The sequence below is a fragment of the Pseudomonas sp. KBW05 genome (assembly GCF_003852405.1).
Taxonomy (GTDB): domain Bacteria; phylum Pseudomonadota; class Gammaproteobacteria; order Pseudomonadales; family Pseudomonadaceae; genus Aquipseudomonas.
In genome coordinates, this window is record NZ_QAJM01000022.1 from 67,957 (window position 1) to 90,199 (window position 22,243).

The 22,243-nt window shown below is 55.9% G+C and carries 16 protein-coding genes, 1 other RNA gene and 1 pseudogene; 7 read left to right on the forward strand and 11 right to left on the reverse strand.

Annotation, left to right across the window (positions count from 1 at the left end; translation table 11 throughout):
- Positions 1–55: 55 nt before the first annotated feature.
- Both DBR46_RS21230 and DBR46_RS21235 read right to left on the reverse strand, forming a co-directional pair.
- A complete protein-coding gene (locus DBR46_RS21230; protein ID WP_124527770.1) occupies positions 56–358 on the reverse strand; it encodes an RnfH family protein in 303 nt (100 codons plus the stop codon).
- Complete coding sequence (locus tag DBR46_RS21235) at positions 351–785, reverse strand: type II toxin-antitoxin system RatA family toxin (RefSeq protein ID WP_017735533.1); 435 nt, start codon at positions 783–785, stop codon at positions 351–353. Before DBR46_RS21235 ends, DBR46_RS21230 begins: the two co-directional genes overlap by 8 nt.
- Before the next feature lie 167 nt (positions 786–952).
- Here DBR46_RS21235 and smpB point away from each other — a divergent pair, with 167 nt between their 5' ends.
- Positions 953–1,435, forward strand: coding sequence for an SsrA-binding protein SmpB (smpB, locus tag DBR46_RS21240; RefSeq protein WP_014719962.1), 483 nt, complete (start codon positions 953–955; stop codon positions 1,433–1,435).
- A gap of 38 nt (positions 1,436–1,473) precedes the next feature.
- Here the strand turns inward: smpB and DBR46_RS21245 are convergent, their stop codons facing one another.
- Positions 1,474–2,241 (reverse strand): GntR family transcriptional regulator, encoded by a 768-nt coding sequence (locus tag DBR46_RS21245; RefSeq protein WP_124527771.1) that lies wholly within the window; start codon positions 2,239–2,241, stop codon positions 1,474–1,476.
- A gap of 261 nt (positions 2,242–2,502) precedes the next feature.
- Between DBR46_RS21245 and DBR46_RS21250 the strand changes: the two genes are divergently transcribed.
- The 5 genes and pseudogenes from DBR46_RS21250 to DBR46_RS21270 all read left to right on the forward strand — a co-directional run bounded on the left by DBR46_RS21250 (position 2,503) and on the right by DBR46_RS21270 (position 9,434).
- Complete coding sequence (locus tag DBR46_RS21250; protein WP_017735531.1) at positions 2,503–4,197, forward strand: lactate permease LctP family transporter; 1,695 nt, start codon at positions 2,503–2,505, stop codon at positions 4,195–4,197.
- A 70-nt stretch (positions 4,198–4,267) separates the two neighbouring features.
- On the forward strand, positions 4,268–7,078 hold the full coding sequence (locus tag DBR46_RS21255; RefSeq protein ID WP_124527772.1) for an FAD-binding and (Fe-S)-binding domain-containing protein: 2,811 nt from the start codon (positions 4,268–4,270) through the stop codon (positions 7,076–7,078).
- A 136-nt stretch (positions 7,079–7,214) separates the two neighbouring features.
- Entirely contained in the window at positions 7,215–7,493 is a 279-nt protein-coding gene (locus DBR46_RS21260) for a hypothetical protein (RefSeq protein ID WP_124527773.1), read from the forward strand.
- A 104-nt stretch (positions 7,494–7,597) separates the two neighbouring features.
- Positions 7,598–7,994, forward strand: a transfer-messenger RNA (tmRNA) gene (gene ssrA, locus DBR46_RS21265).
- Between the two features lie 184 nt (positions 7,995–8,178).
- Positions 8,179–9,434 (forward strand): annotated as a pseudogene (locus tag DBR46_RS21270) (integrase domain-containing protein).
- Positions 9,435–9,887: 453 nt separating this feature from the next.
- Here DBR46_RS21270 and DBR46_RS21275 read toward each other — a convergent pair.
- The 8 genes from DBR46_RS21275 to dcm form a co-directional block, all read right to left on the reverse strand.
- Entirely contained in the window at positions 9,888–10,802 is a 915-nt protein-coding gene (locus tag DBR46_RS21275) for a PD-(D/E)XK motif protein (protein WP_124527774.1), read from the reverse strand.
- Positions 10,799–11,500 (reverse strand): hypothetical protein, encoded by a 702-nt coding sequence (locus tag DBR46_RS21280; RefSeq protein ID WP_124527775.1) that lies wholly within the window; start codon positions 11,498–11,500, stop codon positions 10,799–10,801. The genes DBR46_RS21275 and DBR46_RS21280 overlap by 4 nt, the downstream gene beginning before the upstream one ends.
- Complete coding sequence (locus DBR46_RS21285) at positions 11,497–12,468, reverse strand: hypothetical protein (protein WP_148090399.1); 972 nt, start codon at positions 12,466–12,468, stop codon at positions 11,497–11,499. Before DBR46_RS21285 ends, DBR46_RS21280 begins: the two co-directional genes overlap by 4 nt.
- Positions 12,465–14,522 carry a hypothetical protein gene (locus DBR46_RS21290; protein ID WP_124527777.1) on the reverse strand — a complete coding sequence of 686 codons (2,058 nt, stop codon included), beginning with the start codon at positions 14,520–14,522 and terminating at the stop codon, positions 12,465–12,467. Before DBR46_RS21290 ends, DBR46_RS21285 begins: the two co-directional genes overlap by 4 nt.
- 4 nt (positions 14,523–14,526) lie before the next feature.
- On the reverse strand, positions 14,527–17,337 hold the full coding sequence (locus tag DBR46_RS21295; RefSeq protein WP_124527778.1) for a Z1 domain-containing protein: 2,811 nt from the start codon (positions 17,335–17,337) through the stop codon (positions 14,527–14,529).
- Between the two features lie 304 nt (positions 17,338–17,641).
- A complete protein-coding gene (locus DBR46_RS21300; RefSeq protein WP_124527779.1) occupies positions 17,642–18,865 on the reverse strand; it encodes a type II restriction endonuclease in 1,224 nt (407 codons plus the stop codon).
- Positions 18,866–18,956: 91 nt separating this feature from the next.
- Positions 18,957–19,415 (reverse strand): very short patch repair endonuclease, encoded by a 459-nt coding sequence (locus tag DBR46_RS21305; RefSeq protein ID WP_218569332.1) that lies wholly within the window; start codon positions 19,413–19,415, stop codon positions 18,957–18,959.
- A 230-nt stretch (positions 19,416–19,645) separates the two neighbouring features.
- Positions 19,646–21,079, reverse strand: coding sequence for a DNA (cytosine-5-)-methyltransferase (gene dcm / locus DBR46_RS21310; protein WP_124527781.1), 1,434 nt, complete (start codon positions 21,077–21,079; stop codon positions 19,646–19,648).
- Between the two features lie 823 nt (positions 21,080–21,902).
- On the opposite strand from dcm, the gene DBR46_RS21315 reads away from it, so the two are divergent.
- On the forward strand, positions 21,903–22,163 hold the full coding sequence (locus tag DBR46_RS21315) for a DUF6124 family protein (RefSeq protein WP_124527782.1): 261 nt from the start codon (positions 21,903–21,905) through the stop codon (positions 22,161–22,163).
- Positions 22,164–22,243 lie beyond the last annotated feature (80 nt).

The following is a 22,243-nucleotide window of genomic DNA, read 5'->3' on the forward strand; positions in this document are numbered from 1 at the left end:
CGCTCAACAAAAAGCCCGGCATGCCGGGCTTTTTGTTGCCTGCCATTTGGCAAGCCTAGGAATTCTGTTGCCTGGCCAAGGCAGCTTTGGCGGCACGCAACCGGCGCACCTCCTTTGGATCAGCCTGCAAGGGCCGGTAGATCTCAATCCGATCTCCCGCTTGCACAGCCCGAACCTCAGGGTCGGCAACCACCTTGCCAAATATCCCCAACGGACACTCCGCCAGCGCCACCCCGGGAAACTGCGCCGCTATCCCCGATGCCTGCACTGCCGCCCGCAGGCTGGTGCCCGACGGTACCGCCACCACTCGCAACACCTGGCGATCCTCGGCGGCATACACCACTTCAATCTCAACCATGCAATTGCTTGGCGCGCTGGCAGAACGCGTCCACCAGGGTATTGGCCGCCTGGTTGAACAAAGGCCCCAACGTCGCGCGCACAAGCGGGCCGGCGTAATCAAAAGAGAGATCCAGGCTGATCTTGCACGCCTTGTCAGTCAACGCCTTGAACACCCACACACCGTGAAGCTGGGTAAACGGCCCTTCCTGCAGATTCATCTCGATGGATTTCCCAGGCACCAGGACATTGCGCGTAACAAAGTGCTGGCCAATTCCGCCCTTCGCCACGCCGACACTGGCCACCATGTGCTCATCACTGCTTTCCAGCACTTCGGCGGCCGAGCACCACGGCAAGAATTCCGGGTAACGCGCCACGTCGTTGACCAGGTCATAGAGCGCCTGCGCCGGATAGGGCAGCAGGGCCGAACGTTGAATGTGCGTCGTCATGTGAGCGTTATTTCCACTGCTGAGGCAAAACATCGCGAAACAACAGGCCGATCCGCGAGAGAAAAAAACCAAAGAACTGCCCGTATTGTCCGGGATTCATCCAACACGCTCAAGCACGCAGGTTGACCGTAGCCGCCACGCTCGCAACTCCCTATAATGCCGCCCCTATGGCTAAACAAAAGAAACACCCCACAGGGACCATCGCGCAAAACAAAAAGGCGCGACACGATTACTTCATCGAACATCGGTTCGAGGCTGGCTTGGTCCTGGCCGGCTGGGAAGTAAAGAGTCTGCGTGCCAGCAAACTGCAACTGGTTGACAGCTACGTGCTGCTCAAGGATGGCGAGGCGTGGCTGCTGGGCAGTCATATCACCCCGCTGACCACCGCGAGCACCCACGTGATTGCCGACCCGGTGCGCACACGCAAGCTATTGCTCAATGCGCGCGAGTTGGAAAAACTCGCCGCTGCCGTACAGCAGAAAGGCTATGCCTGCGTCTGCCTGTCCTGGTACTGGAGCAAGCACCTGGTCAAGTGCGAAATCGCACTGGGCAAGGGCAAGAAGGAATACGACAAACGCGATACCGAGCGCGAACGCGACTCCAATCGCGAGCTGCATCGCGCCGTGCGCAACAAAGGCAAGGAAGAATAATCCTTGCCGCGCTGTAGCCTTGGGTGAGTCACCCTCGGCTACATGCCTTTACGCCGCTCCGCCCGTGCCACGCGCTGAACCTCCTGACGCACTTCCTCCAACACTTCCTGCACATACTGCAAATGACGTGTGGAGACCTCGCGCGCCTCCTCCGCCCGCCCTTCGAGAATCGCCAGGTACAAATCCCGGTGCTGACTGATCAGCATGTCGCGGGTTTCCGTGCGCTGCTGATACATGCCACCAATGTTGGTCACCACATTGCGCTTGAGCAAATCGAACAGCCCACGAATGGTATGCAGCAATACGGCGTTATGACTGGCCTCGGCAATCGCCAGGTGAAAGCTCGCATCGGCCGCGCCTTCCTCCGCCCGACTGACTTCGTCGACACGCGTATAGCAATCCTGCAGCGCCTCAAACGCCGCGGTCAGCCGCTCACGATCAACCTCAGTGGCACGCAACGCTGCGTAATAGGCGCATGACGCTTCAAGGGTCTGACGGAACTCCAGCAGATCGCGCTGCGCCTCAGGATTGTTTTCCAACAGGTGCAGCAACGGATCGCTGAACGTAGACCCTAACGAGTCAACGACATAGTTACCCCCGCCCTGGCGACTGACCAGCAAGCCCTTGGCCGCCAATTTCTGGATCGCCTCACGCAACGACGGGCGCGACACACCAAACTGCTCCGCCAGTGCGCGCTCGGCCGGCAAGCGCTCGCCCGACTTCAGCGTGCCCTCAAGGATCATGCCCTCAAGCTGCTCGACAATATCGTCGGACAAACGGCGCTGACGCACCTGATCAAAAGCCATAACTCATTCTCCGCCATCCCGACCACTCGCCGGGCCCTCTATTCTCGCCTATCGCAGCGCTTGCAGCACCTATCAGAACACCCCGGTTTTATCCGCTCAGATCCTCTCACCCACCGACCTACGACCAAAGTTTCGCGGGCGGCAAATTGACACACCACCCCGAAGACTCTTAACCTAGCCAACAGCGATTGTAAATTGGTATTACCAATTAACCAAGCTAACAAAAAATGCATGACCAACAACAATTAGGGGCCACCCCATATGCAAACCTGGCAACAGCTCTACAGCCCTCTCGGCAGCCTTGGCCTGTCCGCACTGGCCGCCGTTATTCCCATCGTGTTCTTCTTTCTGGCCCTGGCCGTGTTCCGCCTCAAAGGTCACGTGGCCGGTAGCATCACCTTGGCCCTTTCGATCCTGGTGGCGATCTTTGCCTTCCAGATGCCAGTGGACATGGCGCTTGCCGCCGCCGGCTACGGTTTTGCCTACGGCCTGTGGCCCATCGCGTGGATCATCGTCGCCGCCGTATTCCTCTACAAATTGACAGTCAAGAGCGGCCAGTTCGAAGTCATCCGCAGCTCGGTCCTGTCGATCACTGACGATCAACGCCTGCAAGTGTTGTTGATTGGCTTCTGCTTCGGCGCCTTCCTCGAAGGTGCTGCCGGCTTTGGCGCCCCTGTGGCGATCACCGCCGCGCTGTTGGTGGGCCTGGGTTTCAACCCGCTGTACGCCGCCGGCCTGTGCCTGATCGCCAACACCGCACCGGTAGCGTTCGGCGCACTGGGCATCCCGATCATCGTTGCTGGCCAAGTGACCGGCATCGATGCGTTCAAGATTGGCGCCATGACCGGCCGCCAACTGCCGCTGCTGTCGCTGTTCGTACCGTTCTGGCTGGTGTTCATGATGGACGGCCTGCGCGGCGTTCGTGAAACCTGGCCGGCCGCACTGGTCGCGGGCCTGAGCTTCGCCATCACGCAGTACTTCACATCCAACTTCATCGGCCCGGAACTGCCGGACATCACCTCGGCCCTGGCCAGCCTGATCTCCCTGACCCTGTTCCTGAAAGTCTGGCAACCCAAGCGCACCGCAGGCGCACAGATTGCCGGCGCAACCACCAGCGCCGCCGTGACCGCCAGTGCCGGCGGCTTCGGTCTGCCCCGCAGCACCGTGGCGTCGCCTTACAGCCTGGGGGAAATTTTCAAAGCCTGGTCGCCCTTCCTGATCCTGACCGTGCTGGTCACCATCTGGACCCTCAAGCCGTTCAAGGCCATGTTCGCCGCGGGCGGTTCGATGTACAGCTGGGTGTTCAACTTCGCGATCCCGCACCTGGACCAACTGGTGGTCAAGGTGGCCCCGATCGTGACCAATCCGACGGCGATTCCGGCCGTGTTCAAACTGGACCCGATCTCCGCGACCGGTACGGCGATTTTCTTCTCGGCGCTGATCTCGATGCTGGTGCTGAAAATCGACATCAAAACTGGTCTGACCACTTTAAAAGAAACCTTCTACGAGCTGCGTTGGCCGATCCTGTCCATCGGCATGGTGCTGGCCTTCGCCTTCGTCACCAACTACTCCGGCATGTCCTCCACCATGGCACTGGTATTGGCCGGCACGGGCGCAGCCTTCCCGTTCTTCTCGCCTTTCCTCGGCTGGCTGGGGGTTTTCCTGACAGGCTCGGACACCTCGTCCAACGCCCTGTTCAGCTCGTTGCAAGCCACCACTGCGCACCAGATCGGCGTCAATGACACTCTGTTGGTCGCGGCAAACACCAGCGGCGGCGTGACCGGCAAGATGATCTCGCCGCAATCGATCGCCGTGGCCTGCGCAGCCACTGGCCTGGTCGGCAAGGAATCGGACCTGTTCCGCTTCACGCTCAAGCACAGCCTGTTCTTTGCCACCATCGTCGGCCTGATCACCCTGGCCCAAGCCTACTGGTTCACCGGTATGCTGGTGCACTAAGGCCTGCACGCAATAGAGTAAGAATCGACGCCGGACCACGATTCCGGCGTCAGCTATTTCTGGAGGACCGATGAGCCTGCCTGCTGCTTTCCTGCACGACGTCGCACACCTGATCCCGAACGATCGGCGCTTCGACGACCCGCTTTCCACCCTCGCATTCGGCACCGACGCCAGCTTTTACCGATTGATCCCACAGCTGGTAATCCGCGTGGAATCGGAAGATGAAGTCGTCGCCCTGCTGCAACTGGCCCAGCGCGATCGCGTTCCCGTGACCTTCCGCGCAGCCGGCACCAGCCTGTCTGGGCAAGCCATCAGCGACTCCGTGCTGATCGTACTGGGCGATAACTGGAATGGCCGCGAGATTCGCGGGCAAGGTACGCAGATCCGCCTGCAACCCGGCGTGATCGGCGCCCAGGCCAACGCGTGGCTGGCGCCATTCGGGCGCAAGATCGGGCCAGACCCGGCGTCGATCAACGCCTGCAAAATTGGCGGCATCGTCGCCAACAACGCCAGCGGCATGTGCTGCGGCACGGCGCAAAACACCTACCACACCCTCGCGGGTATCCGCCTGGTATTGGCTGACGGCAGCTGCCTGGATACCGAAGATACGGCCAGCGTTGCGGCCTTTCGTGAACAACAGGGTCCGCTGCTTGAACGCCTGGCGACACTCGGTCGCGAGACGCGGGCAAATGCTGAATTGGCGGCCAAAATCCGCCACAAATACCGTCTGAAAAATACCACCGGCCTGTCCCTCAACGCCCTGGTGGATTTCGATGACCCACTGGACATCCTCAGCCACCTGCTGGTGGGCTCCGAGGGCACCTTGGGGTTTATCAGCGCCGTGACCTACGACACGGTGATCGACCACCCGAACAAGGCCTCGGCCCTGATCGTGTTCCCCGACGTGGAGACGTGCTGCAACGCAGTGACAGTGCTGAAAACCCAGCCCGTCTCCGCCGTCGAGCTGCTGGATCGACGCAGCATGCGTTCGGTGCAGGACAAACCCGGCATGCCCGCATTCGTACAGCACTTGTCGGAAAATGCCTGCGCACTGCTGATCGAATCCCGCGCGGCGTCGTCTTCGCTGCTGCAAGAACAACTGGCACTGATCATGGCGTCCCTGGCGGCGTTTCCCGTGGAAAAACAGGTCGACTTCACCGAAGACCCGCTGGAAAACGCGCGCCTGTGGGCCATCCGCAAAGACACCTTCCCGGCTGTCGGCGCCGTGCGTAAAACCGGGACCACGGTGATTATCGAAGACGTGACCTTTCCGGTCGAACAGTTGGCCATCGGCGTCAACCGCTTGATCGAACTCTTCGACAAACATCACTACGACGAGGCCATCCTTTTCGGACACGCCCTGGAAGGCAATCTGCACTTTGTGTTCACCCAAGGCTTCAACAGCGCGCAAGAAGTCATACGCTACCAGGCGTTCATGGACGACGTGGCACAGCTAGTGGCGGTGGAATTTGGCGGCTCGCTGAAGGCCGAACACGGCACCGGCCGCAACATGGCGCCGTTTGTCGAGCTGGAATGGGGCAGCGATGCCTATCAGCTGATGTGGCAACTCAAGCGCCTGCTGGACCCCAACGGCATCCTCAACCCAGACGTGGTCCTCAGCGAAGACCCGCAAATCCACCTTAAACACCTCAAGCCGCTGCCCGCCGCCGACGAGCTGGTGGATAAGTGCATCGAATGCGGCTTTTGCGAGCCGGTGTGCCCGTCCAAAGGGCTGACACTGAGCCCGCGCCAGCGCATTGTGATCTGGCGCGACATCCAGGCGAAGCAACGCGCCGGCATCGACACCACCGAACTGGAAGCGGCCTATCACTACCAAGGCATCGAGACCTGCGCCGCCACCGGCCTGTGCGCCCAACGCTGCCCCGTAGGAATCAACACCGGCGACCTGGTGAAAAAGCTGCGTAGCCGCGACGCCAACCGTACGAAAACCGCCGAATGGTTGGCCACCCATTTCTCCACCGCACTGCAAGGCGCACGCTTTACCCTGCACGTGGCCAATGGCGCACGGATGCTGTTGGGCGCGCCCCGCCTGGCGAAGCTGTCAGCCACGGTCACCAACCTGTCCAAGGGGCAGATCCCGCAATGGTCCAACGCCATGCCGCAGCCGGAAAAAGCCATCCGTTTCAGTCCCCCCGTGACCGACGAGCGGCCACGCGTGGTCTACCTGGCCGCCTGCGTCTCACGCGCCATGGGCCCGGCAGCCGGGGATAAAGAGCAAATGTCGCTGTACGACAAAACCCGTGGCCTGCTGGAAAAGGCCGGTTATCAAGTCGTCTCTCCCGACAACCAGGACAGCCTCTGCTGCGGCCAGCCCTTTGCTTCCAAAGGCTACGCCGAACAAGCCGAACACAAGCGCCAGGAGTTGATCGGTGCCCTGCTCCATGCCAGCCGTGGCGGCCTGGACCCGATCTATTGCGACACCAGCCCCTGCACCCTGCGCCTGGTGCAAGACTTGGGCAACACACGCCTGGACCTTTACGACCCCGTGCGTTTTATCCGCACCCACCTGATGGATCGCCTCGACTTCACACCGCAGGAAGCCCCCATCGCCGTCCACGTGACCTGCAGCACCCAGCACCTGGGCGAAAGCCAAGCCTTGATCGACCTGGCCAGGCGCTGCGCAAAAACCGTGGTCATCCCGGAAGGTATCCATTGCTGCGGCTTTGCCGGCGACAAAGGCTTTACCACACCGCAACTCAACGCCCACTCACTGCGCTCCCTCAAGGACGCCGTGCAATATTGCAGCGAAGGCATCTCCACCAGCCGCACCTGCGAAATCGGCCTCAGCCAGCATGGCGGCATTGATTACCACGGGCTGGTCTACCTCGTAGACCGCGTCACCCAGGCCCGCGCCCACTGACCCTGCAAAAAAACCGAACCCCTGCGCCCCAGCGCAGTCATCTGCATAGGCCTCGGCGAACGAGGCTCATCAGTGATGTCGCTGGCAGCCCGTGAGCGCCAGCAGCGTCGAGCCCTTTTGCGCAAGGAGATACCCTATGAAGCGTTCCGCTCTTGCTGGCTTGTTCATCACCGCTGCGATGCTGGCCTCCCCCGTTTTCGCTGCCGGTGACAAAGACCTGTGCGATATCAATCTCAACAAAATCAATGACGGTAAAGCGACACTCGCCACCGACAGCACTGGCAAAAGTGGCGAGATCGACACAGCCGTCGCGTCGGCCAAGGCTGCCCATGCCGCAGGTGATGACAAAAAGTGCATCGAGATCACCTCCAAGGCCCTGCAGGATCTGCAGAACAGCGAGAAAGGCGGCCAATAGGCGCCTCACCCGCTCGAGGCCAACCTTCGGGTTGGCCTTCCGTGACGGTTTGGCGTACACTGCACAGGCTTGTCACTCACTATGAAACAACGAGTTACAAGCACGGGGCCGTTTAGGATTCGACGCCGGTTGCGAAACTTTAGGTGCATGCCGAGTTGGTAACAGAACTCGTAAATCCACTGTTGCAACTTCTTATAGTTGCCAATGACGAAAACTACGGCCAGGAATTCGCTATCGCTGCGTAAGCAGCCTTAGACCTGAGCTTCTGGTACCTTCGGGTCCAGCAATCACCAGGGGATGTCTGTAAACCCAAAGTGATTGTCATATAGAACAGAATCGCCGTGCAGTACGTTGTGGACGAAGCGGCTAAAACTTACACAACTCGCCCAAAGCACCCTGCCCTTCGGGTCGCTGAGGGTTAACTTAATAGAAACGGCTACGCATGTAGTACCGACAGCGGAGTACTGGCGGACGGGGGTTCAAATCCCCCCGGCTCCACCACTTCATCATCTAAAGACGTCCACGGACGTCTTTTTTTGTGTCTGAATTCCAGCGAAAACAAGGGCTTATGGTCTAGGAGCGTCCATTAACGTCCGTCATCATCCACGATTTCGTGTGTTCCAAGTGGTATTCCAAGCCCTCACCTTCTATTTTTTGGAATACATAAACAGCATTGGAATACACCATGGGGGCCCAAGCCACGCTCCTTTCAGACGTAAAAGTGAAAGCCGCGAAGCCAGAGGAAAAGGACTACATCCTCACGGACGGCAACGGACTTCAGATGCGAGCGAGAATCAATGTCTCCAAGCTATGGAATTTTAACTACATCCAGCCCGTGACGAAAAAACGGATAAACATAAGATTGGGTACCTTTCCTGAAGTCAGCCTGGCGCAAGCCCGCAAGAGAACCGTTGATGCGAGAGAGCTCATTGCGCAGAGGCTGGATCCCAAAGAGAAACGCGACGCGGAGCGGCACGCGAAAAGAGCAGCCACAGAACACACTTTCGAAAATATCTCGACAGCATGGTTCGAGCTCAAAAAGAATTCAGTCACCCCAGCGTACGCCGAAGATATTTGGCGCTCTCTTACCCTTCACGTTTTCCCTGATCTGGCCGCCACCCCGATCTCTGCAATCACTGCCCCAAAAGTAATAAATTTGCTTCGCCCACTCGAGACGAAAGGCAGTCTCGAAACCGTTAAGCGCCTGACCCAACTCCTCAACGAAATCATGACCTATGGTGTCAACTCGGGATTGGTTCACGCGAATCCGCTCAGTGGAATCCGCGCCGTCTTCAAAAAGCCAAAAAGAAAAATATGGCCGCCCTAGCGCCCGACGAGCTGAAAGAGCTAATAGTCGCAATTGCTAATGCCAGCATAAAAAGAACTACGCGATGCCTAATTGAGTGGCAGCTTCACACCATGACCCGGCCAGCCGAGGCGGCCACATCCCGCTGGGCTGATATCGACTTCGACAAGAAGATCTGGACTATACCGGCGGAGCGGATGAAGAAACGTCGGATACATATCATTCCACTCACTGAGCAAGCCCTAGCACTCTTGGAAGCCATCAAGCCCTACAGTGGACATCGTGAATATGTGTTCCCTGCAGACCGAGACCCTCGTACCCACTGCAACAGCCAGACCGCCAACATGGCACTGAAGCGGATGGGGTTTGAAGGGCGCCTAGTAAGCCACGGCCTAAGATCAATGGAGAGCACCATCCTCAATGAATACGGTTGGGATCCTGAATTGATCGAGGTAGCGCTTGCACACGTAGACAAAGACGAAGTGCGAAGCGCCTATAACCGGGCGGACGACATTGAGCGCAGACGACCGATGATGGCTTGGTGGAGTGGCTATATTCAGGAAGCCGCTACGGGAAACCTATCAATAGCAGCGACCAACGATACGCAGGATAGGAAGGTCGTTTCGATACGCTAGTCAGGAAGCGACTACATGGAGGCGGTATGGATACACGTTACCAGGCAAATCCGGCACATTCTCAATAGTGCGCGCTTACCTCTGGGAGTGCCGGATACTAACCGGAACAGGGTCGTACAGTGTGTTGGCGCCGACACCGAATTGACCCGGTTGCCGAGTTGTCACCTGACCCAGCCTGTTCCTCGCGAGCAATTGCCTTTGCTGAATTTGTGCAGATTGGAGGTAGGCTCAGTCAGTCTTGCGTCAGCTCGTGGGTTAATTCGGCCTCAACCCTTACAGTTTGGAGAGCTCGCTTGAATCGAAGGTACCTCGGACGACCACTGGCAATCCACGGCCAGCAGCAGATCCGCACTTTGACTCACCTTATAAAATCATTCGCCGATTTAGCAGTGGTAGCGAAAGTCATTGTTTGGCCTGCAGCTTTGAGGGCTTCAGCAGCCATATCGACGGCCATTAATGAAACGGCTCAGATTGCAACGCTGAAAGATCCACCTGATACTCCAGATGCACTACACCCGCTGGCAAAACACCACCGACAAAGCTCTCAGGTGTCACCTTAGGAAAGTATTCATCGACTAAATAGACATTGGCCTCCAACACATTGAAGGTTTCTTTCCTAGCCGAACACCCAACCTCCAGTCCGCAACGAGCCAACGAATCCTCCAGCAAGGCGCTTTGCACACCGGCTGTGACCAGACGCTTGCACACGGAATCAATCGACTCGCCCTGCAATGACGGTTCGAAGCGGTAGTGCACGAGGCTCAGCGGCTGCCCCGAATTAAGGGCGAGCTGGAATTGCCCGGCGATATGAACCCTCGAATCATAGCGGCTGATGGTGGACTTGATCTCAAAGCTTTCTGTAGGGGTCTGAATGTCCACTGTTCCACCAGAAGGCCCGCGCCAATCGAACTTTATACCCAAGCTGACCAGCCGTTCGATCGCGAGCACCTCCGCGAGCGTGTCGTAACTTGTCCTGTTGACCAAGGCATTTCCTAGCAGGTGCCGCCAACGTTCCCACCATACCAATGGGTCTGCAAGAAGGGCCTCCCGTGGCGTCTCGTCGGCGCCAGGCGCAACCATATGCTCGCAAATCACTCCGAACTCATTACGAAGCCATTCTGTAGAAGACTCAAGCCTCAAAAAATGCCGCGTTTGTCCAGCAATGACACGTTTCACCGTCCTGAGTCGTGCGCCTGCAAATCCTTCAGATAGGGCCAAATCGGTCTGCAGCTCAACCGCTACGCCGAATGTTTCACCTTCTCTGAACACCCATGCTGGGCAAGTTGTTGGGAGGCCTTCGATCGCCAGCATCCGCCCGCTTTTATCAAGGTTGGAGAATCCACGGCGAATTTCCAGAAGCACATTCATTTCAAACTCATCTCTATTTCAGGCCGGGCGTCATGACACCCAGCTTCAGTGAACAACGCTTTGGCATATCCAGCTACTCCACCCATGAACAGAGAGGGCTCCACAACCAGAATTTTTGCCGTATTCAGTTTCATGATCGCCCGGAACTGATCCTGCGAGGGTTTTCGCAACTTGCGCTCGGTAAACAGTGACCGCGTCAGCTCGACACGGAAGCCCGCTCGGCCGGGCCTTTCTACCAGCTGCGCAATGGTGTCGGTTGTAACCGTTCGAAGAATGGCCCGTGTTTCTTCCTCCGAGCCTTGCCAGGCCAGGTGAACCATCCACCACATTGCACGAAGCCAGATACGACTTCGCCCTTTCCAGAACCGGGCTGCCGCGCTTTTTCCCCATCGAGCCGCCACCAGGTCCGGTAGCAGCTTAACGGAAAGAAAACGCCATAGGCCATCGTCCGCGGCGCTACGTTGATTCATGCCGTGAACTGCAAGGATTCGATACAGCGCCAGTCCAACCTCAATGTCATACGTCCCGGCACTGGACTGTTGCTCCGGCCTTTGGGAGTAGAGTGAGATTTCAGCAAGGATCGACGCTCGAAGATCCTGATGCTCTTTGGTAAGTCCGGAAGGCGTGAAGTCGCCGCTGGACTCCATATCATCGTAACGGCGACGAGAGAGCGATAGGTTAAGAGAGGGGAGTATCATTCAATACTTACCTTTTCGCGAAGCCGGCGGTCGAACCAGCGCTGTGTAGATACAAACAATGTGCTCAACGAGGAGGTGTCCAATTGGCCCAAGCGTATGAAGGCCGCAACAGCATCAGCGATGCTGGCGAAGTCCGCAGACTGTCCGTAGTGATTCACAATGGAATTGAAGTCAGGCCCCAGGTCTGATTTGACCTGATGCACTAGGAGCGCGATCCAGGATGAAACAATTTGTCTCATCAACGGGCTTTGTCGCCCCGGCTCGGAAGCCCGCTCGCGCAACTGGCTGAAGAGTTCATGCTCTCGGTTCAGGATCAGCGCTACGTAGTCACTCTGAAAAGCCTCATCCCGTGGATCACTCCACGAAGTTCTCAGTTCCCAGAGTGGACCATCATTCCCCAGCGACTCCTCCAGTACAGGGAATAGTGATCCATTGCCGTCGATAACGATCTCGACAGATTGCAGCAACTGTCCCAATCGAGAGCCCTGCAGGCTGGCAAGCCCAGGTGAGACATCACCAGTCCCGGGCTGCCCCAGGAATAATTGGATGGATACATTTCCTCTACCCCGCAAGCTGCCGGAGGGTAAATGCAGCACAAGTTCAGGGAAAGCCTCATCATCACTGAAATTTCTGGTTGTCAGTACGCGCGGCTGACCAGTCTTGCGCCAGCAAGAGTCTGCAGAAGTCCATTCCAGAGTTAGCAACAGCTCACCGTCATTCGCAACCACTCCCCGATCCTCGAATAGACGTTTGAGCACTTCAGTATTGGAAAGGTTACAGCGGATGAGCAGGTCATGAGTATCAGCGCTCCAGTCGCTGTTGGAACCCAGCGAGAATTGACAATGCGCTGTGCTTCTAGCGCCGGGGTCATCGCCGTTCGCTGAGGAGAACGTATAGTCTGCTTTTAGTTGAACATCATGAGGTAGGTTGGCTGGCAACATCCGATACATCTGAAGTGGTCTGTTCACTGCTCACCTCCGCTGCTATCAACCAACCTCACGCCCAAAATCGGACGTAGCGAACGGCCGGAGCTGGAAACGACCTTAATCATCACTTCACCAGTGAGAGTATCGGATCCCTCAAGGAATGCTGATCTGATGAGCAACGTATCGGTATATGAACAGGTACGACCGGTAAGTGTGGGATCGGTACTGTTGATCAGCCTGTATGGGAAAGGCCCCAAACCACTGTCGGTCCAGACAGCCGCTGATATAGGCCCCCCCTCCGAATCCACTTCGACATAAATCTCGCGTGACGACTCGGGATCCTCTGCGCCCCATCGAAGCGTCCATCCGACACACAGTCCATCGGCCAGGTGATTGATGTCATGCAAATCCAGCGTGGGTGATGGATTTGAGGAGCGCGCGCGCGCCGCACCTCCGCCTCCGCCTCCAGTTCCAGTTCCAGTGTGGTGAGGCTTCGACGGATTACCAGCCTTGCCACCTCGTCCATCGAGCCCGAAGCCACGACCGGGTAGAACCAGATCAGCCAGATTTCGGGCCATACGCATCGATGGCTTGACGGTCGAGTTGGCAGAGGCAGGAAGGCCAAAATCCCGCAAAAACCGCCCACAGGTGTTACGGATATTGAGGATGATGCGCTTGCCACTTATGTCGACCCATGCAGAGTGATCTGCCCGTTCACAACTCCTGAGGTAACCTTCAAGTGATTGCCCAGAACTACTGCCGGTGTCGTTTTCTGCATCCGGCTGCCCTGTCTCGGCCTTGGGTACAAACAACGCGATCATGTATCTTCCATCTGCAGAGCCTGCAAATCCGCCGGCCCATCCCCGACTCTCGATGCTATCGTCCCAGCAGATACTCATACCGGGCTTGCGCATGAACGTGACAATTGGCCGATGAGGTGCAGTATTCTCCTCGTAACCGAATACACAAAGACTTGGGCTCTGTTTGTTGTGAGGCGCCTTCATCCCTAATTGGTCTGACGTCAGCATGGCTGCCACAACCACACCCGCACTACCGGTACGAAGCGTCTCGTTGCGTGGTGAAATGACCTTGCTACGGACGTCTTGGACACCATTCAAGTTGAGGTAGTCGGTACTTCTTGTCTCATCGGACATCGCCCGGTTATAGAGCGATTGAGTGACGCGAAACACAGGGAGCATCTGACCGCTCTTGATGGCCTTGCCGTTTACCGTCGCGGCCAACCACGGCCCGCCCACAAAATACGGATTATCAAGACGCACGCAGAACCAGCGCTGCAACGCCACCTGAATGTACGACTCATAGCTGTGATACCACCAGGGGCTGACGCCATCCTCCTGCTCAAACTCGGGTATCAGGTCATCTTTGAGGAAAGGAATTGTTATGGATGTGCCTGTCTGATCGCCCCTGAACGGTTGAATATCAAGGTGTCCCAGAACCTCATGTATTTCTGCCGAATCAGTAAGAGGTCGCAGCTTTTCCTGCGCCCCCCACCACGCAATACCGGTTCTACTATCGGACTGTAATCGATCAGGCCGCGTCTCATCTTCGACGATGCTGGATACCAGTCGCTCCTCGTACCCGCTTTCGGTCCTTATACGGCTGTAGTAGACGACAATGCCCGCTCCCATTCGGAAGTAGCACGTCTTGCCCAGCCCCCACGAGCCGCCAGCGCCGTCATCGCCACGGGTTCGACCGATCTCGAATACCAACTTCAGGAGATTTCCGTGTGTGCTTCCACTTTTGATCGAATCGAAATCCAGCGGTCCAGTCAGCCCCTCTGTAAAGCAGTCGCGAATCTCAAGCAGCTTCGATGCTCCGGGGTACCGATCATGCAGGTTCGCAAGGTTAAGCCCCTCCCCGAAATTTGAGGCGATTGCATGGGCTGAATGCTCTCGCAAAATGAAATCAATCTGCACAGCTGATCCTGCCTTACCACTCGAGCCGGCATCGAGCCCGTTCTGCACGGACTCTCTAACCAGAAGATCAAGCCTAGGCATCTCTTCGTTCTGTATGGCTCGAAGTAGAAAAGCACCTGACTCTTGCATTGGCCGCAGTGGCAGATCGTAGTACTTCATCAGGTCAGGCCTCGGCTCCGGTATCCGGCAGATCGTCCGTGGTGATAGTCAGAGACTCCGGGATTTTCACAGTCAGGTGGGAGACATAACCGTCATTTTTCTTTCGGGCGCCGGGCAACATCAAACTCATCCCGATAATATCGGCTTGAGCGCGTAACGGACCACGACCTCTTCCACCCTCCTTGATCAGAGCAAATTCCTTGCCCGCCCCGCTCGTTCTTTCTATTCGATACAACAGCAGTTGTGGAATCTCGGCGACTCCACCATGCGCTCGGCCTTTTTCCACCAGGTCATTGTTGAGCGGTGAGTCCTTGTCGACGCCATGCTCGTTTGCATCTGCAAGCAAATCCCAAGGATCTCGCAGAACACCTATCGATACCCCGGCATCAGAACGCTCAGGCAACATTCTGGTACGTGTAACCGCGCCAACTTCCCCACCGGGTACTTTCCACGACCCACTCTTCATGCTCGCATTACCAGCCACTACGACGTTCCACATTTCATAGCCGGCATCCTGGGCATGCTCCTCCAACCAAGTAAGAAAGGGCTTCATGTCCGAAAAGAACTGGCTACCAGGATGGAACTGGAACTCGCGAAGAAAGCTCATGATTTTTTGAACAGAAACTTCCCGCCATACGAAGCTGTTGCCATTACCACGAGCACCGTCTTGAGCCAGATCTTTCAGGAATTCATCTGCAAGGATCAAATTACTTTCAAGGATCGACTTCGCATTCGGCCCGTCGTGAAAAAGCGTTGTTTGTCTGTTTATTCCCGAGAAGTCGAACTTGGCAGTGACGGTCTGCTGCATCTTCTTCGCACCTGTCGGCCTCAACCAGGATATCCGAGGATGCCTTTGTATCCGCGGGCCGCACTCCGTTGGCCGAGCGCCTCCACGCATATATCGTTCGAGATCATCTCGGAGATCTTCTTCCGCAATCGTCATGAACTCGTACTTCAGACGTGTTTCGTCCGGCATCCATATTCGAGGCAATAGCTCGTAGTCGCGGCGGTAACCGAACCACCTTCCCATTTGCATGAGAGAGTCGGCTTGAGCCGAAGCACGAAGGAAAAACGTACTGACGAGATTTTCGAGGGTCAGCCCCCTGGAAAGGGTCCCGCCTCCAATGACAATAAAGGCGGAAGCGAAATCCAGCTTGTCCGAGGCTTGAGGATAGAAAAGGCGACGAACTTCGTACTCGTCACTCACGCCATTATTCGCGCAGTTATCTACGCAGATATGGATGCCGCGGTGATATGTGTGCTCTTGCCGCTCATCAAGTTGGATCGCGGTAATCTTCGCCAATAACGGACTGACTTCCGGAAATATGGTATCGAAATCAGGCAAACCAACGAGCTTGTCAAGACGACCGTAACCAGGAAAACGCTGGGCAAAACTGTCCGGATCGAGATCGGACGTGAGTGTGTCCCAAACAGACTTGCATTCAACCCGGAGGCCCGCCAGATCCTGAACGCTCATCTCGGCGAGATTCTCCAAGAATTCTTTTACGGCAACCTCCATGTTCGCATGGTGCAGCTGCTTGGAGCTGGTATGGATCAGCATGGTGGCCGGTTTGCGGAGCCCCATTACTCGATTCGTGGCCATGCTGCATAGAAACCACAGCAGACTTTGTTTCAAGGTTGCAGGCAACTGCGATGATTCACCATTATGCAGATCACCAAGCAAGGCACGGTCATCTGCAGGGACGTCTCTGATGATACCCAGCGGCTCTCGACCCGCTTCGTCGTGACCGAAGATCTGTACGGGCCCGAAATGCTCGTCAGCCTGTTCCAACGCAACAATGAAGTCTTCGGGATAAAGCGTTTTGCCCGGCCCTTCATTCAGAAAGTTGGCAGCAGGTGTCGCGGTATAGGCGACGTAGTTAACACTTTGCAGCGGTAGGTTGATGAGCTTGATGATCAGGCGATTGATCTTCGACCTTTCTTCCTTTGATATCTGACCAGTGTTGATACCCGCCTGATCAGCTTCGTCGTCGATGACCACCAGTCGCATCTGGCTCATTGCAATCTTGTGACTTTGAATCCAGTCGATGAGGTGCTTGAGGCGAGCAGGGTTCTTCAGGCAAACGATGAGATGTCGGTCTGGTCGGTCCAGCTCAAATCGCATGTTTTCAGCCCTGTTGCCGTGATGACTATCCCGAGACGGATGCTCGATCGATCTCCAGCTGAGATTGCCAGAGCGAAAAAGATCACTGACGAGACGCTTGCCAGTCTGCACTCGCAGGTTTTCAAGCGTTCCGGTAAGAACCACGAACAGGTTCCACCGATGATCCGCTGCCATTGATATCAGACCTGCCATGTTTGCGGTCTTACCCGACTGCACATGTCCCACAACCAGCCCCTTGACGGGCTGTCTTTCCGTTGTGTCCATCCTTAAGTATCGAAGAACTCTCAACGCAGCGTTCTCGATATTCTGGATGGCACCTTCTTTCCATTCCTGAGCTTCCAGATGGGATCGGTACAGCTGCCAGGAACTGTGAGAGTCACTAGGGACCTGAATATCAGGTTCTGCTTCTTCTGCCCCGATGACTACAAGCGGGCGCGCCGCTTGGAATGAGCGCTGTTCTGCCTTTCGCTTCGCATTGATTATTTCATGCCAGCGTTCAACCCTGGACTCAGCGGTTTTTCCGAGGGACGGCCAACCTGTCAGGTCCTCCTGGTCCAGGAACCAATCGTTCAGATGCTCAGCATTTTTGCCGAGCGTATAAAGCTCTTCCCAGCTTTTATCTCTCTGGCGCCAGCGCTCGATAAAGCTTCGGCAAAGGTCAAAGACGGGGTCAATACTGATATCGGACATTCGCTTCCATATTCTCGTATTCGTCAGGAACAAAGCTTTAGAGGTTGCGCTTTGAGTGATTCAAAATAGTGGCACACGGCCCACAGCAGTTACCAGCCTCAACCTGTCGGCTTTGTAAACGCTGATTCACCCCCGTCGACAGCGCAAAACGCAAAAACAGCACCCGGGTGCCTCAGATCGTTTATCGGCCTGCAAAGCTGGATATGGAGCTTTCTTACAAACCGGCGATGTCCCGCCGGAATGAACCAACATGCGGATTGCGCGCAGTTCCTGCTGAGCAGTTCGTTCCTCAGCACGACATCAATTATCGAACTGCACCCAACAGCGAGATGAACTGCCCAAACGACATCAACCACTCCTGCTGTTCCGCCTTGTAGGTCGCCTGAATAGGCAACGGCACTATCAGCTGCACGCCCTTCTCTTCCATCTGCGTGGTCTGATCCACCGAAACGGAAGGCTCCATCGTGATCAGGTGCTTCTCCTTCACTCGTGTGGCTTCCGCGAGCACCTGCCTCCAGCGTTCCTTACAGGTAGTCTTGGCTCCGAGTATTCGCAGCTGTGACTCGGGATAGTCCGAATCGAGATATGCAACACGTCCGGGAAACAGAAAGTCGGGCTTTTGTTTTCCTTCCGTGCGCACGCCGCGTTCGTATGCCACGCCATTCAACCGGAGAACTTCTTCGATGTGATTTTCAAAGGCATGACCTACACGAGATTTGCGGCGGTTCTGAATGCTGAGCGATACGCGTATGAAAGCGTCCACATCTTCGCCAAAACCTTCCAACAGCCTCTGCTTGACGATATGCCGTTCGAGTATGCGGAAGATATGCTCTTCGTCATCCATCCATTGAAGCAACGTCTCATCCGGAGACTCGATGGCGGATAGGTCGTTGCGAAGCGTCCGAGCGAAAGCAGAAAATTCTCGGGTGGACGGAAAAGTGGCTCCGAATTTCTCAATCAATAGTTCGCGTAGAACTTCGTCGCCTGACTTTTGTACAACCAGCTCAATTCCATATCGGGCAAGCATCAGTCGGACTGGGGTAGCGATCGTTGATGTGTCGACCGCGACCTGAGTCAGCCGGTTTCCAACCTTGGTGCCTACGGCTCCGAAGATGCTGCGCAACTGAACTTCTGTGTGACTGTCCTGAGGACAGAGCATGATAAGCAGGGTGCCTTCATGGGTCAGGGCGACCAACATGAAATCGGTCTCCTGGATCCGCTCAGTGACCGAGTTGCGCTTGTAGTAAAGACGCCACTCAGGCCCACGATCGTCGTCCTCGTAACGACAGTCATACCAGGACACCTCGTCTTCGACCAGAACGGGCTCATCGCTGTAATCGTCGAGGTAGACCATTGTTGCCTGCAGGTGGGTCTTGCTGCCGTCTTCCGGACGGGGCAAGTGCCCACCCAGACCCGCCTTGATCAATCCACCGATTTCGTGCTGATTGGAAACTGTTGGATTGGCATCCACAGCCGTCAGATACTTCAGCGCCGCCGCAACAAAAACGTCCTTTAAATGTTCGAACAACTGCTTCACCCATCTGTAAAATGTGGAAATTCCCTGCTGCTTGATTTCTGCGTGCGAGACGCAGCTTCAGCGCCCGCTTCGCAGCAGGCAGCTATGTTTTCTTTGGTTTTGGAGGGGTTTCAGGCCAGAACATACAGGCTGCATTACCAGTAATGAATTCGTCGATCTGCGCGACTACATCCATCGCATGCTTGAGGCCACATTCCCACACCACCAGAACCCGCCAGCCGGATGCCTGCAGCGCATCAATATTAATGCCATCTCGCACTACGTTCTTTTCGAATTTTTCTGCCCAGAACTCTTTGCGAGTGCCCGGTGTTGTTGCGTAGGCGCAGGCGGGGTGGCGATGCCAGAAGCACCCGTGAACAAAAACAACGCACTTATATTTCTGCAGAACGAGATCTGGCCGACCGGGCAGGTCTTCGCGGTGTAACCGAAAGCGGAAACCTCGGGCATGGAGAAGCTTTCGGACTATGAGCTCTGGCTTCGTATTTTTGCCTTGGATACCGGACATCATCCGGGATCTGACTTCCGGGCTCACAACATCGATCACAGGGCGCCACCGCTGCTAACGAGATAGCCCCTTAACATTGGGATGGCACTGCTGATGGCCGGCTATTCCTTGAAATATCGCCTCGATCAGCGTGAAACCCCGTAGACCTGACCGAACTCGCAGCCAGACCCGCCCGAACTCGTCCCAACATCAGAAGCTTACCTCCCTGTCAGATATCGCCAGGCATGCGCCTCAACGTTAACTGGGAAAGTAACATCAAGTGACTATCAATTACTAAGCATGATTTCCAGCTGTGGCCGATGCCCAGCCTCGGTCTTGGACTTGGCTTCCAAAATTCGGCCTTTCATCAGTTTTGCCACCGCCTCGAATACCGGAACTGCGACAGAGTTGCCGAATTGACGGTAAGCCTGTGTGTCAGAAACGGGGATCACGAATTTGCTCTCTCCCGGCTTATCGAACCCCATCAGCCGCGCGCATTCATGAGGTGTCAGACGCCGAGGACGGTTCATCTGGTTCAGTTCGCCGTAGAAATCCAGTGCGTCAATGAAACCGCGATCCACGAGGATTTCGGAACCGTCCTTGTGATAACGAGCCGATAGTGTACGTGCCACTCCATCAGGCTTGGTCAAACCGAATCCAAATCCATTTCCTTTCTCTCGATGCTTCTGAGCGTACTTGTATAGGTACTCCCAGAGTTTCGGAGTGAGGATGTACTTGCTGTCGACGTTGAAGTCCAGAAGATCCCCAAAACTTGGTCGCTGGGCCGGCTGATGTTTGACAATATCTCGCAGGGTGAAGCCCTGATGCACATTCAGATCACGGCGAAAGCCGACAAGCACGATCCGCTCGCGGTGTTGAGGCAGAAAAGCCGTCGCGTCGATGACCTTCGGGTCACTACCCTTCGGTGCATTGACGTCTGCAACCTCATAGCCGAGTTCATCGAGTGCTTCGCAGATGATTCTAAAGGTATTGCCCTTATCATGGCTCTTCAGATTTTTCACATTTTCCAGCAGGAATGCGGCCGGACGCTTCGCAGCGATGATTCGTGCAACATCAAAAAACAGTGTCCCTTGAGTCTCACATTCAAAGCCGTGCTTGCGCCCCAAGGAGTTCTTCTTGGAGACGCCGGCAAGAGAAAACGGCTGGCAAGGGAACCCAGCAAGCAGCACGTCATGATCCGGAATTGCCCGGTCGATATGTCTGTAAGCCTCGTCCTCGCTGATGTCGAGCTTGTCCGAGAGCGTGACAGTACGAATGTCGAGATTGAACCGGTGCCGAGCAGGATCGCAGTAATGGTTCGCCTTGTATGTTCGAACGGCATACTTGTTCCACTCGGATGTGAATAGGCACTCGCCACCTATAGCCTCGAAGCCTTTACGGATGCCACCGATGCCTGCGAAGAGATCAATGAATGTGAAAGAGCGCTGACCTGCCACCTTTTGCGGTAGCAGCGCCTGCAAACGGTTGAAATCGACATAAGACAGTTTTGGGGAAGCCTTGCCCTTGACCCAGCGATTGATCGTTTCCCGACACCAGTGCCCCGGACTCGCTTCGTTCAGCACCTCGGCCAGATAGCCTTGATCGTAGATCTCCAGCAATTGCTGCAGCAAAGCCAGGTCGCTGCCGGCGAAATTACTAGGCCGCTCAGCGATACTGCTGACATCGCCAAAGTGCTGAGGTGTGCTTTCTAACGTATCCATTGAGATGCCTTCTGGGTCAAATCTGTGACGAGCTGTCACTATTCTATCCCTAGACCGCTCAAAAAAAAGCATTATTTGCCTACGCGGATACCCGCACGCGCTACATGTACCTGAAATCGCTTGATCAATACTGTACATAAAGACAGCATCTGTTGACAGGATCTTTGATCGACCGCTGATGCAAAGGCCCTTCAACATTGGTGCGTTTCCGCCCAAGGGCCGCCGTATGAACAAGCGCCAGCAGTTGCTACCAGAAGCCGTTGGTGCACTCAAAAGCGAGATTCGAAGTACAGTTATGGGATCAAGCTTTCGTCGACTTAAAGGCGGGAATCTAAGAGATTCGCGGCTGGTATTCCAAAAGGTATTCCAATAAAAAGTTTAACCGAAAATAATCAATAAAAATCAACACCTTAACCAAGCTGTTCAGATTACCCCGGCCCACCAATTCGAAACATCGACAAAACCCGCCAAGTGCGGGTTTTATTGTTTCTGAGGGCTAGAAAGCCCAGCCGGCGGCCTTCGGATTTTTCCTTCAAGATGTCACGCCATTGGTGAACTGGCGCAACCCCCACCACAACGCTAACGTTCCCCCGTCGTTGCTCATCAGCGACCGGCTTTGACAGGCCGAAAAGTGTAACCTTTCACACCCCATGATTTAACGGCATGCTTCACGCTTCCCGTCTCGTTCATGGTGGCTGTGCGTGGGGCATCTTCGGGTGCGCCGGGTTCCTACACTTCCGGTCTGTCAACCCGCGTACAGCTGCCACCAACCCTGTTTGACAGCAGGGGGCGGCAGCTCCTTAAACAGTGTGGGAGCCTCATCATGAAAAAAATCACCCCCAATCCCCCGACAAGTCTTTTTGAGGTCGCTCAAAACATCGACCCCGAAACCCTACTGATTCAAGCCAGCGAAACTCTGGCCTCGCTTAACGCTATCACCACCGATCTTGCCTTCGAACTCGAAGGCGAAAACCGTCAGAAGCTTTTGGGTAGCCAACAATTAATCGTGCTGGGTGAGTTACTGATCGAGCGGGTATTGGTCGTACTGCACCCTACAACCGATACGTCACCGTCTCTGCGGTAGCAAAAATCAAAAGGCCGAGTCGCCACACAGCAACTCGGCCTTAAGAGTTTTCAGCGCTCAACGTACCTCGCCTCACGCGA